This window comes from Paraburkholderia sp. BGA-UO-ETr-F12, assembly GCF_059567945.1.
This window is the reverse complement of record NZ_JCAQOZ010000009.1, coordinates 1-12,274: the sequence shown is the minus strand read 5'-3', so window position 1 is coordinate 12,274 and position 12,274 is coordinate 1. Positions and strand designations below refer to the sequence as shown.

Annotated in this window: 12 protein-coding genes; 6 read left to right on the top strand and 6 right to left on the bottom strand. The window is 63.3% G+C overall.

Annotation, left to right across the window (positions count from 1 at the left end; translation table 11 throughout):
* The first annotated feature begins 73 nt into the window (after positions 1-73).
* The gene (locus tag AC57B6_RS02570; protein ID WP_496420643.1) at positions 74-1,525 is read left to right on the top strand and encodes an aminotransferase-like domain-containing protein; all 1,452 of its coding nucleotides are present in this window, start codon (positions 74-76) and stop codon (positions 1,523-1,525) included.
* Positions 1,526-1,618: 93 nt separating this feature from the next.
* Here the strand turns inward: AC57B6_RS02570 and AC57B6_RS02565 are convergent, their stop codons facing one another.
* Positions 1,619-3,307 (bottom strand): ATP-dependent DNA ligase, encoded by a 1,689-nt coding sequence (locus tag AC57B6_RS02565; protein ID WP_496420642.1) that lies wholly within the window; start codon positions 3,305-3,307, stop codon positions 1,619-1,621.
* Positions 3,304-4,458 carry a ligase-associated DNA damage response exonuclease gene (locus AC57B6_RS02560; RefSeq protein WP_281664886.1) on the bottom strand — a complete coding sequence of 385 codons (1,155 nt, stop codon included), beginning with the start codon at positions 4,456-4,458 and terminating at the stop codon, positions 3,304-3,306. The genes AC57B6_RS02565 and AC57B6_RS02560 overlap by 4 nt, the downstream gene beginning before the upstream one ends.
* 131 nt (positions 4,459-4,589) lie before the next feature.
* On the opposite strand from AC57B6_RS02560, the gene AC57B6_RS02555 reads away from it, so the two are divergent.
* Complete coding sequence (locus AC57B6_RS02555) at positions 4,590-5,492, top strand: YihY/virulence factor BrkB family protein (RefSeq protein ID WP_028198408.1); 903 nt, start codon at positions 4,590-4,592, stop codon at positions 5,490-5,492.
* Between the two features lie 108 nt (positions 5,493-5,600).
* On the opposite strand, the gene AC57B6_RS02550 is transcribed toward AC57B6_RS02555, so the two are convergent.
* Positions 5,601-5,897: a hypothetical protein gene (locus AC57B6_RS02550; protein ID WP_253044970.1), complete on the bottom strand. Its 297-nt coding sequence runs from the start codon at positions 5,895-5,897 to the stop codon at positions 5,601-5,603.
* A 168-nt stretch (positions 5,898-6,065) separates the two neighbouring features.
* Between AC57B6_RS02550 and AC57B6_RS02545 the strand changes: the two genes are divergently transcribed.
* Positions 6,066-6,302, top strand: coding sequence for a hypothetical protein (locus AC57B6_RS02545; protein WP_496420641.1), 237 nt, complete (start codon positions 6,066-6,068; stop codon positions 6,300-6,302).
* An 11-nt stretch (positions 6,303-6,313) separates the two neighbouring features.
* Here AC57B6_RS02545 and AC57B6_RS02540 read toward each other — a convergent pair whose 3' ends face one another.
* Positions 6,314-7,186, bottom strand: coding sequence for an endonuclease/exonuclease/phosphatase family protein (locus AC57B6_RS02540; RefSeq protein WP_183801658.1), 873 nt, complete (start codon positions 7,184-7,186; stop codon positions 6,314-6,316).
* Between the two features lie 168 nt (positions 7,187-7,354).
* On the opposite strand from AC57B6_RS02540, the gene AC57B6_RS02535 reads away from it, so the two are divergent.
* Positions 7,355-7,978, top strand: coding sequence for a LysE family translocator (locus tag AC57B6_RS02535; RefSeq protein WP_030100061.1), 624 nt, complete (start codon positions 7,355-7,357; stop codon positions 7,976-7,978).
* Positions 7,979-8,006: 28 nt separating this feature from the next.
* Here the strand turns inward: AC57B6_RS02535 and AC57B6_RS02530 are convergent, their stop codons facing one another.
* Positions 8,007-9,422: an aminotransferase-like domain-containing protein gene (locus tag AC57B6_RS02530; protein WP_046572600.1), complete on the bottom strand. Its 1,416-nt coding sequence runs from the start codon at positions 9,420-9,422 to the stop codon at positions 8,007-8,009.
* A gap of 157 nt (positions 9,423-9,579) precedes the next feature.
* On the opposite strand from AC57B6_RS02530, the gene aptA reads away from it, so the two are divergent.
* Positions 9,580-10,908, top strand: a complete 1,329-nt coding sequence (aptA, locus tag AC57B6_RS02525) for an omega-aminotransferase AptA (protein ID WP_106357676.1) — start codon at positions 9,580-9,582, stop codon at positions 10,906-10,908.
* Positions 10,909-11,067: 159 nt separating this feature from the next.
* Here aptA and AC57B6_RS02520 read toward each other — a convergent pair whose 3' ends face one another.
* Positions 11,068-11,592: a DUF6496 domain-containing protein gene (locus tag AC57B6_RS02520; protein ID WP_106357678.1), complete on the bottom strand. Its 525-nt coding sequence runs from the start codon at positions 11,590-11,592 to the stop codon at positions 11,068-11,070.
* Between the two features lie 294 nt (positions 11,593-11,886).
* On the opposite strand from AC57B6_RS02520, the gene AC57B6_RS02515 reads away from it, so the two are divergent.
* A complete protein-coding gene (locus AC57B6_RS02515; protein ID WP_028198416.1) occupies positions 11,887-12,138 on the top strand; it encodes a hypothetical protein in 252 nt (83 codons plus the stop codon).
* Positions 12,139-12,274: the final 136 nt, after the last annotated feature.

Sequence of the window (12,274 nt, the reverse complement as noted above, 5' to 3'; positions counted from 1 at the left end):
GCTATCTTCTAAAGAGGGGCGCTGGTGGATTCGATCCGACGCCGGCTATGGTGCGTTCTGCGAGGAGTACACGTTGAAACGGTACGAGCGGTTAGCCGACCAACTCAGCGAACTCATCAAGCGCGGTGATCTGCCACCCGGCGCGCGTATTCCCTCGGTTCGCGCAGCCTGCAAGGCGTGGGACGTGAGCCCCGCGACGGTATTTCGCGCCTACTATCTGCTCGAGAGCCAGGGTTTGATCAGGGCGCGCCCGCGTTCAGGCTATTTCGTGTCTCCCGGTTCCATGGAAAAACCGAAAGCGAGTCCCACGACCCCGCCGGGTGCCAACTCGAAGACCGTCAATGTCAGCCACCTGGTCTTTGAGGTTCTCAAGACGATCAGGCAGGCCGACACCGTCCCACTTGGGTCGGCGTTTCTGAGTCCTGCGCTGTTTCCGATGGCGCGCGTCGGAAAGTCATGCGCGACGGTCAATCGTTCGATGCACCCCGCCTGCATGGTTGACGGACTGCCGCCGGGGCACGAAGGATTGCGCCAGCAGATTTCGTTGCGATACCTGATGGCCGGGATGACGGTGCCCGTCGACGAGATCATCATTACGAGCGGCGCACTCGACGCGCTGACGCTAAGCGCCCAGTTGCTCGCAGCTCCCGGCGATGTGATCGTGATCGAAAAGCCGACCTTCTACGCAGCGCTGCAGGCTATCGAGCGTCTGAAGTTAAACGTCGTGGAGATTCCGGTCGACCCGGTGGAGGGGCATGATCTGGATGCCCTCGCGCAAGCGCTGCAGCACCATCCGGTTCGCGCCTGCTGGCTCATGACCTCATTCCACAATCCGACCGGGGTGACCCTGGACGATTCCAGGAAGCGGGCACTGGTCGACCTACTCGCCAGACACGAGGTGCCGCTCATCGAGGATGACGTCTACAACGAGCTGCATTTTGGCCCGCAGCCGGTGCGTCCGGCTAAATTCTTCGATCGGAAAGGTCTTGTCATACATTGTGGTTCGTTCTCGAAGTGCCTTGCGCCCGGGTACCGGATCGGCTGGGCGGCAGCCGGAAGATTCGCGGCTGGGCTGGAACGTGCGAAATGGATGACCACCCTATCGGCCAGCATGCCGGCGCAGCGCGCCATCGCCGACTATCTGGAGCATGGCGGATACGAACGTTTCCTGCACAAACTCCGTCGCGAGCTGGCCCTTCAGCAATCGCAGATGCTCGACGCGATCGGCCGGTACTTCCCGGCCGATACGATGGCAACGAGGTCTGGCGGCGGCTATTTCACGTGGGTGGCGCTGCCGGATCGCGTAGACGCGATACAGCTCTTCCGAACTGCGCTCGATAGCGGGATCAGCATCGCGCCCGGACCTATCTTCTCGGCGGACGGCGGCTTTCGACACCATGTGCGTCTGAACTATGGCTATCCGTGGTCGGCACGGTTCGATAAAGCGCTTGCGACATTAGGCGCGCTGTGCGCTGATGAATCGCGTTGCGGCGCCTGGCTGGCCGGTCCGGTTCAGCCGGCGTGACAGGGATATCGCTCTCGACCGTTCATCACGGCCGGTGGATCGTGAAACCCGATTTTGCGGGCGTCAACCAGCAAGCCACCACTCGCGCGCTACCTACGATCCTGTGGGGCGCGCCGCATCGTCGATAAAACCCTTCAGCATCGCAAGCGTGTCCGCTTCGTCGATAGGCTTGTCGACGCGCCAGCGCAGCATGCGCGGGAATCGCACCGCGACGCCGGACTTATGCCGCGCACTGGCCTGGATGCCCTCGAAGCCGATTTCGAATACCAGCGTCGGCCGCACGCTGCGCACCGGTCCGAACTTCTCGATCGTCGTCTTGCGCACGATCGCATCGACCTGGCGCATTTCTTCGTCCGTCAGGCCCGAATAGGCCTTGGCAAAAGGTACAAGCGTGCGCACGCCGTCCGCTTCATCCCAAACCGCGAAGGTAAAGTCGGTGTACAGGCTGGCACGGCGACCGTGGCCGCGTTGCGCGTAGACCAGCACGGCGTCCACCGCATAGGGCTCGATCTTCCATTTCCACCACGTACCCGACGCTTTGGTGCGGCCCACGCCGTACATCGACTCGCGCTCCTTGAGCATCAATCCTTCGACACCGCGCGCACGGCTTTCTTCGCGCAACGCGCCCAACTCCCGCCAATCCGCACCGGATACGAGCGGCGAAACGCGCAAGAGGTCATGCGCGAGCGTGCTGTCGAGCGATGCCGCCAGCGCATCGAGTTGCGCGCGCCGCCCGGCAAGCGGCGTCATGCGCAGATCTTCGCCGGCGGCTTCGAGCAGGTCGTAAGCGAGCAACGCGGCGGGCGAATCCGCGAGTATTTTTTTCGTCAACGTCTTGCGCGCAATTCGAGGTTGGAGACGCGCGAACGGTAACGGCGCAACGGCGCCCGGCTCCCACGCAAGAATTTCCCCGTCGATGACGAAGCCATCGGGCAACGCCTCACCCAACGCGGCCACCTCGGGAAAGCGCTCTGTGATCAGGTCCTCGCCACGCGACCATAACCACACCCTTCCGCCGCGCTTGACGAGCTGCGCACGAATGCCGTCCCACTTCCATTCGATCAGCCATTGCGACGGATCGCCAAGCGTCTCCGGATCGGCCTGCAACGGATGCGCGAGAAAGAACGGATACGGCAAGCCGAGATCGCTGTCGTGCCGCGCGACCGCTTGCTGCGTATCCTCGGCCGGCGCCTCCGGCGCAATCAGACGCAGATAGCGCGCCGCGTCGGGCTTCTGCTGCGAGTCGGTCCATCCGACCATGCGCTGTGCAATCCGTTTGTGATCCACGCCCGCGACTTCCGCAAGCGCTCTGACCACCAGTTGCCGTGCAACGCCGACGCGAAAGCCGCCGCCTATCAGCTTGGTCAGCAAAAAGCGGCCGCTCCAGTCGAGTTCGTCCCAGTAGCCGAAAAGACGCGCGCGCAATTCTTCCGGCGCGAGACCGCGCAAAAGCAGCACGCGTTGCTCGATCCATTGTGTGAGCCCGAGTTCGGAGCTGCGTTGCGCGGGCGGCAGGATATGCGCGATCGTTTCGGCAAGATCGCCCACTGCCTGGTAGGACTCCTCGAATAACCATGCGGGCAAGCCCGCACGTTCACATGCGAATTCGGTCAGCAGGCGCGTCGGCACCGATTGACGCGGTTTGCCGCCTGCCAGAAAGTACGACGCCCACGCAGCGTCTTCCGGCGCGGCCACGGCGAAATAAGTCGTGAGCGCCTCGAGCTTGTCACGCGTGGACGTGGTTGCATCGAGCGCGGTGTAGAGAGCGGCGAAACGCTTCATGAACGGCTCGCCGTATCGCTGGCTTCGTGCGGCTGTGCTTCGCCGTGCTCCGCATTTTCAACGCTTTCAGCGCGTGTTGGAGGCGCTGCCTCGTCAGCGCCCAAGGCATCGGCTTCCACCGTATCGTCGCCGTATTGCGTCGCGAATGCGCCTGCTTCGAGCCCTTGCTCGCGAAGCCAGCGGACCATCGGTTCGACTGAACCATGCGTGACGATCACGCGCCGCGCGCCGGTTTCGTGAATCGCGGTTTGCAGCGCGGGCCAGTCCGCGTGATCCGAGAGGATGAAGCCACGGTCGACGCCGCGTCGGCGGCGCGCGCCGCGCAAACGCATCCAGCCCGACGCGAACGCGTCGCTATAGTCGCCGAAACGCCGCAGCCACGCGCTGCCCTGCGCTGAGGGCGGCGCGACGATCAGCGCCTGCCTGAAGGCCGCCTTGTCTTTCTGCGCGACTTCACTGACGAGCCTCGTCGGCGGCAGACGAACGCCCGCGTCGCGGTATGCACGATTCAGCGGTTCGACCGCGCCGTGACAGAAGATCGGACCGATGCCCGCGTCGACGCTCGCCAGCACGCGCTGCGCCTTGCCGAACGAGTAGCAGAACAGCACGGACGCTCGTCCTTCGGCGGCATTGTGACGCCACCATGAAGCCACGCCGTCGAACACGCTTTGCGGCGCGTCCCACCGGTATATAGGCAGACCGAACGTGGATTCCGTAATGAAGGTGTCGCAACGTACGGGCTCGAATGCGTCGCAGGTCGGATCGGGGTCGAGCTTGTAATCGCCGGACGCCACCCATACTTGTCCGCGGTGTTCGATGCGCACCTGCGCGGAACCCAATACGTGCCCGGCCGGATGCAGCGAAACCGTCACGCCGTTTATGTCCAGCCTTTCACCGTATGCGAGAGTCTGCAGCGAAATATCGGGCAAGCGCGACAGCAGCACGCTCGCGCCCCTTTGTGCAGCCAGATAGTGACGATGTCCGAAACGGGCGTGATCCGAATGCGCATGCGTGATGACCGCACGCGCAACCGGCTGCCACGGGTCGATATAGAAATCGCCCACCGGGCAATACAGGCCTTCTCGCCGCGCGACCACGAGGTCCGCGCGATCGGTGTTTTCTGGTAAGCCCAATGTCGGTTCCGGATCCATTTCACTCCTGAAGCAAGTCGTATTCCTGGCACTAACCGCCGTCGTGGCGAATTTCTTGCTTGAATGCTTTCTCGAGCGCACCGGCAAGCGCCGTCACCGGGCGGCGCCGAACACGCGCGTGGCGAGGACGCATGCATTCCATCATCGACGAACACGCGTTGTATGTCGCGAGGCATCCTGGGCGCTTCATGCTCGAAACGCTCAAGGCGTTCCGCGCCAACCAGGGTTTGCTGCTCGCGGGGGCAGTCGCCTACTACGCGCTCCTTTCCATCGTGCCGCTGATGATTCTCATCGTTATCGCGCTATCGCGCATCGTGCCACAACATATTCTGCTGTCCGCGCTGGGGCATCTGCTGCAATGGCTGGTGCCGGGGCAATCGGAAGCGCTGGTGCGCGAACTGACCAATTTCCTTGCCCATCGCGCAGTGATCGGCTGGGTTCTGTTCATTACGATGCTGTTTTTCAGTTCGCTCGCGTTTACCGTGCTGGAAAACGCGATGTCGCTGATCTTCGTGCATCGCGTCGCGATACGGCGGCGGCACTTTTTACTCTCCGCCGTGATGCCCTATTGCTACATCCTTTTTCTCGGCGTCGGCGCGCTGATCGTCACCCTCGTATCGAGCGGACTCGACGCCGTGGGCGCGGAGGGCATCGATGTATTCGGCACGCGCGTGTCGCTGCACGGACTCTCGCGCGTATTGCTGTACCTGCTGGGTCTTGCCGGTGAGATTTTCGTGCTGACGTCGATCTATATGGTCATGCCCGTGGGACGGCCGACGCTCAAGCACGCACTGTTCGGCGGCATTGTCGCGGCTGCGTTATGGGAAATCACGCGGCACGTGCTGGTCTGGTATTTCGCGACGCTCTCGCAAGTCAGCGTGGTGTATGGGTCGCTCACCATGGCGATCGTCATTCTATTCAGCCTCGAATGGCTCGCCACCTTGCTGCTGTTTGGCGCGCAGATCATCGCGCAATACGAGCGCTTCGGCCTGGAGCCGACCGGCGCGCCGAAACAGCCTATCAAAACAGGCTGAGCATTCGCTCCCCGCGGCTTCGCGCGAATCGAACGGTTCGTTGTCCTGTTGCTCCTGTTGCTCCTGTTACTCCTGTTGCATACGTCGTCCATCCGGTTCCGCGCGGCTTCATTTTTTGTGCGACGGGAGGCCGCCACCTCCCGGAGGCTCGGCGTGCTCGCCTGTTCCGAGCGGCACTTCCGCTGTCTGCGCGGGATGCTCGGTCGAGCGTGGCGGATTCGTTTGCTGGTCGACGCCGGTCTGCACTACGGGCTCGATGCCGAGTGGGCTCGGCTCCACGTAATGCGTGCCGCTTGGCTTGTTGCGCTCTTCGACTTCAGGCGAAACGTCGGCCGCGCGCCCATGCTCGCGCGGGGTTTCGGAGTGGGCATCAGGGTGCTTGCCAGATTGCGAATCGGGGTTCATGTGGGGCGCTCCTTTCATCGACGGTGTCTTTCCTGGAGCACCCTGTGCAGCAACATTCGGACCGTGCGCGGCAGCGCCGGAGGCGCGGAGTGCACACGTGGTTTGGGCACACGCATTGCGGCATTAAAGGCGCAAGCACCGGCGTCACTTTGTAAAAAGGAGAAACTCATGACGGTCACGACCATTCGCATATCGGATACCGAGGTGCAGGTCGAAAGAACGCTCTATTCGTTCGCGCAAAAAAGCGAAGCGGATGCATTCGCCCAATGCGTAGTGAACGATTCGATCGACACCTGCTACCGCAACCATCCACCGCTTTCGGCGCGCCCTACGGTGCCGGACGAACATCCGGACGATCCGGGCCGCGGCAGTACGATCTCGCCTTCGCTCGGCGGCATGCCTTGAAACCCGGAGGTTCAGCGCAACTCGAGCCACAGCGGCTGATGATCGGACGAACGGCTATGCGAATCCACGCCGCAAGCCGCGATGCGAGGCTTCAAATCTTCGGTGACGAAAACAAAGTCGCATGCGAACGGTCCGTCAGACCATTGTTCATGATCGTATAGGCCGACCGTCGCGGCGCGCGGCGCGTTTGGATGTGCGCAGGCCCAAGCGTCGACGAATGCCGGCGCGTCCGGGATCGGTTCAAGCATTCTGCGGTAGGCGGAATCTCCGAACGCGCTGTTGAAGTCCCCGCATACGATCGCGCTCATTGGGCGAGCCGTGTCGGCGAACGGACTGTCCGGCTTTTCCGCCTGCGCAGGACGGCGGGCATGGTCGCATGCCTCCCTGTGCACTTCGTGCAGCTTTGCCACTTGTGCCAGCCTTTGTGCTTCCGAGTAAAACTCGAGATGCGTGCAGATCACGCGCAACGGCCCGACGTCCGTGTCGATTACCGCTTCGAGCGCGGCGCGCAGCATTGACGGCTTCGCCGGGTCCGCCGGCCACGGCAATGAATGACGCAGCACCTGTCTGACAGGAAGATGGGTCACGATTGCATTGCCGAATTGGCGCCGCTGCCGCCCATTCCCGAGTGGCGGAAGATCGGAGCCGATTACGTCGAACACCTGTGCGTGGGGCAGCAACGCGGCCAGCTCGGCGAATTGATCGGCGCAGGGGCCGCCCGCCAGTCCGCCCGCGGCGGGACCCTCGTGAAAACCGCGCGTGACTTCCTGAAGGCAAAGAATGTCGAAATCGCACAGCGCTCCTGCTTCGCGCACGATGCGGGCGAGGTCGACGCGGCCATCCACACCGCGCCCCCATTGGATGTTCCAGTCAACGAGACGCATGACGTTCTCCCGTCCAGGCCACGCGTTCAGTTTAGTGCCGCTACCCGGGCCGCTTCCAGCATCGCTCTCCTGTACCGGACACCATCCCACAAACCGTACAGGTACTGTACCGGAATGCTTCGCTAGAATGCTCCATACGTTTTACTGATCGCCCCCGAGCCACCCATGATGTCCTACCTCAGTCTCAGCGCGCTGCCCGCCGGCATCCTGTTCGCGCTCGTCACCACGATCACGCCCGGTCCGAACAATACGATGCTGCTCGCCTCGGGCGTCAACTTCGGCTTTCGCCGCACGCTGCCGCATCTCTCCGGCATCAGTGCTGGGGTTGTTCTGTTGATGCTGTCGGTAGGCATTGGTCTGGGCGAAGCCTTCGTGCACTTCCCGGTGTTGTACACGGTGCTCGAAGTCGCAAGCGTCGCGTATCTGCTGTATCTCGCGTGGAAAATCGGCACGTCGGGTGAACTGAAGGTCAAGAAAGGCGATCACCGGCCCATGAAGTTTTATGAAGCTATCGCGTTCCAGTGGGTCAATCCGAAAGCGTGGATGATGGTGCTGACGGCCGCCACCACGATCCATCTGAGCCAGAGCGCCAGCATGAACGCGATCGCGATGGCCGCGATCTTTTACGTGATCGGTTTTCCGTGCATCTGCCTGTGGGCCGGGTTCGGCACCGCGATGCGGCGCGTGCTGTCGGACCCGAAGCGCTTGCGCATTTTCAACGTGGCGATGGCGCTGCTGCTGGTGCTCTCGCTGTATCCGATCGCGCTGAAGGTGCTCGGCCTGTCCGCCTGAGTACGTGCGCAAGCACGAGCGCGGCTGGCTAGATCTCGCCGCGCCCGATTCGTTCGATGAAGCGCCACAGCGCGTCGTCGGTCGAATACGGCGCGTTGAAACGGAACCAGGCGCTCGGCGCATCGTCGGGACGGAAGTAGGAGCCGGGCGCGAGCCAGATGCCATGCGTGAGCGCGGCGGTCGCCACTTCGCCCGCGCGTTCCGCCTCGATCGGCAGCCGCGCCCATAGAAACAGGCCGGCTCGCGGCCGGTGAAACAGTTCGAGACCGAGCGAATCGAGCCGCTCTTCGACGGTTGCGTGCGCGAGCTTGAGCCGCTCGTTCACGGCTTCGACGTGGCGCGCATAGCGCCCTTCGAGCAATACCTTATCGACGATCCGCTCGATCGCTTCCGACGAGGTCAACCCCACCGCCATCTTCGTGCGCGCCAGTTCGCGCAGCACCGCCCGCTCGGCGACCACATAGCCGCAGCGCAGTCCCGGCGTCACCGTCTTCGAAAAACCGCCTACGTAGAGCACGCGCTGCAAGCCTTCCATCGCGGCAAACAGAGGCGCGCCGGACGGCGCCAGCTCGCGGCTGACATCGTCTTCGATCACCCACATGCGCTGACGCTCGGCGATCTGCAACAGACGGAACGCCGCCGACATGCCGAACGTCACGCCGGTCGGATTCTGCAGCGTGGTGTTGACGAAAATCGCCTTCGGCTTGTGTTGCGCGACCAGCGCCTCGAGCACGTCGGTATCGACGCCCGCCGGCGTGCGCGGCACGCCATGCACGACCAGCCCCGCGAGCTTGAGAATCTGCAGCAGATTGCAATAGCCCGGATCTTCGACGATCACGGCGTCGCCCGCACGCAGCAAGGTGCGCACGATCAGATCGAGCCCTTGCGTCGCGCCCTGCGTGAGCAGCACGTTGGAGACGTCGACCGGCAAACCGCGCCGGTCGAGCTGCTCGGCGATCCGCTCGCGCAGCGGCGCGAAACCGTACGGATGCCCGTAGTCGCCGAGCCGTGCCGCCGGCACCCGGCTCATGGCCCGCAGCGCATGCTGCAAACCCGTTTCGTTGATCCACTCGTTCGGCAGCCAGCCGCCGCCCGCCTTGATCGGCACCGAATGGTCGGCGAACACGTCGGACAGCAGCCAGGTCGCGGTCAGGCTCGGCGGTTGCCAGTCGGTCGGAGCGGCCCGTGCCGACTGCGCGCGCGCCGCGACCCGATAACCGGAGCCGCGCCGCGCCACTACAAGGCCCATCGAAACAAGACGGTTGTAGGCCTCCGTGACCGTGAAGGTGCTCAGTTCGTGGCTTTGCGCCAACTGCCGCACCGACGGCAACAGCGCGCCCGCGCGCAGCGACTGCGCTTCGATCGCGCTCGCGAAGCCCTGCACCACCTGCTCGACGAGCGTAGGCGCGGCGCGCCGGTCGCGCTCCAGTTGTAATTCGATCATGGTCAGAAGTGAGGAGTCGGCACAGTTATCGCGTTTCCACCAACACAGTTAGCGCCACACCGCGTCAACTGTTTATGCCGCCATTAAACCGCGAACGCTACAGTTTTGGCTATGCCCCAACGGAAGTCCCTTGGGGGACCACTTCGAGGAGAACACCATGACTTCGCGCCCCGTCATCGACGATCTGTCGTCTTTCTGGATGCCGTTTACCGCCAACCGCCAGTTCAAGGCCGCGCCGCGCCTGCTGGAATCGGCCAAAGGCATGTATTACCGCACCACGGACGGGCGTGAAGTGCTCGACGGCTGCGCCGGTCTCTGGTGCGTGAACGCCGGCCACGGCCGCGACGAAATCGTGGCGGCGATTACCGAACAATTGTCGACGCTCGATTTCGCGCCGACCTTTCAGATGGGCCACCCGTTGGCGTTCGAAGCGGCCACCAAAGTCGCCGAACTGATGCCGGACGGCCTCGACCGGATCTTCTTCACGAACTCCGGCTCCGAATCGGTCGACACCGCCCTGAAAATCGCCCTGGCGTACCACCGTTCGCGCGGCGAAGGTCAGCGCACCCGTCTGATCGGGCGCGAGCGCGGCTATCACGGCGTGGGCTTCGGCGGCATTTCGGTCGGCGGTATCGCGCCGAACCGCAAGACCTTCTCCGGCGCGTTGCTGCCGGCGGTCGATCACCTGCCGCACACGCACAACCTTGAACACAACGCGTTTTCGAAAGGCCAGCCCGCCTGGGGCGCCCATCTCGCCGACGAACTCGAGCGCATTGTCACGCTGCACGATGCGTCGACGATTGCCGCCGTGATCGTCGAACCGGTGGCCGGCTCGACGGGTGTGCTGATTCCGCCGCAAGGCTATCTGCAGAAGTTGCGCGAAATTTGCACGAAGCACGGCATCCTGCTGATTTTCGACGAAGTGATTACCGCTTTTGGCCGCGTCGGCAAGGCAACGGCGAGCGAGTACTTCGGCGTGACGCCGGACCTGATCACGATGGCCAAGGCGATCAACAACGCCTCGATCCCGATGGGCGCAGTGGCCGCGAGCCGCACGATTCATGACTCGATCGTCAACAGCGGCGCACAGGGCGCCATCGAACTGTTCCACGGCTACACGTATTCGGCCCATCCGGCCGCGACCGCCGCTGCGGTTGCGACGCTCGACCTGTATCGCCGCGAAGGCCTGTTCGAGCGCGCTGCGACGATGGCGCCGAAGTTCGAAGCCGCGGCTCACTCGCTGCGGGGCGCCAAGCATGTGAAGGACGTGCGCAACCTCGGCATGATCGCGGGCGTCGAACTCGAGCCGCGCGACGGCGCGCCGGGTGCGCGAGCTTACGAAGCGTTCGTGAAGTGCTTCGAGGCGGGCGTGCTGGTGCGCTTTACCGGCGACATCCTCGCGTTCTCGCCGCCGCTCATCATCGACGAAGAGCAGATCGCGCACATCTTCAAGACCGTGGGCGACGTGCTGGCGACCGTGCAGTAAGCAGGGCTCGTGGAAAGGGGCGGCGCGCGTGGGGTGCGCGCGCCGCTTCGCTGCCCACCTTGCGTGGGCCGACATCGATCCTCTCTCGGGTGCGAGGCATCGACACAGTGCGGCCGGTTTCCATCATGCGCCGCACGTCTGGTCAAGTACTCCCTTACTTCAATGATGCGCGCGGGTAGCCCTGGTGTGCGCAGCTTTCTTCGCTGCGGCCGAGCGGCCCGCGGCACCCTTCGTCGCGGCGGCTTTCTTCGCTGCTGCGGAACGGCTCGCCGCTGGACGTTTGGCTGCGGCCGACTTCGTTTGCTTCGACAAAGCCGTGCGCGATACACCGGCGGTGCTTTCACGCTTCAATGCGTTGGTTGCGGCACGTGAGCGTTTCGCTGCCGATTCGCCGTTCGCGCTCTTTTTCGCCGTGCTTTTGTGCTGACCCGCCGCGTTATCTTTCGCTGCTTTCTTGCGGGTTGCCTCGCTGGCCGTGCCCTTCTTCGGCGACTTCACCGCAACGCCTGCACGGCGCGCTTCTGACAGACCGATTGCTATGGCCTGCCTGGCCGATCTCACACCGTGCTTGCCGGCGCGCACCCTGTCGACCTGCTCCTTGATGAATTCGCCGGCCTGGGTACTTGATGCCTTGCCGGCACGCTTATCGGCTTGGGCACGCTTGATGGTTTTCTGCTCGGGCATGACAGTTCTCCGGTTAGCTGTTGACTCTGTGGACTGAGCAACGCGTGTGCCGGGGTTGTGTGCCGCAAGGGCCGATGTGGTTCGAGGAGGTATTTACTGAAGATTTGGCACTTTTTTATGTGATGCGGCGGGCATCGGTATGGGCGTCGACGGCCGCATGGTTAGGCATGGGGAGGCTCGTTGCGGTGCAGCGAAAGTTGGGGAAGTTGCCTTGTGACGCTCGCGCATGGCGTCTGGACGGCGTATCGTGATGGCAAGGGTTGGCGCCGTGGTCCGGCCCGACGGGAGACGTCCATGAAGATACCTACCGTTCGCGCGGGCGCGCATATCGAGGGTGTGCATTGGGTTGCCGAATATGCTGAAGACGTTCACGAGATTCGCGTGTTTCGTGAAGGGCAGGAAGTGGATGTGCACGATGCGCCGCCGGCGTTGTTTGGCGACGAGGAGAATGCCGGGTCAAAGAGCACGGCCGATCATCGGGGGGTGGAAGCCGCTGTGCTGGCTTATTTGAGGCGGTTTGTGATTGAGCATGATGCGGAGGAATGAGGATTTGAGTTTTTGGCCTCTTTTCAATTCTCAGTGGGTGGGTTGGCGGGTCAAGTACGGGCGCCAGCCCGGCGAAGCGAATACTTGACGTGCCTTGAAGAAGTAAGCTGAGAGAGGGCTGGTTGCGGCAGAATGC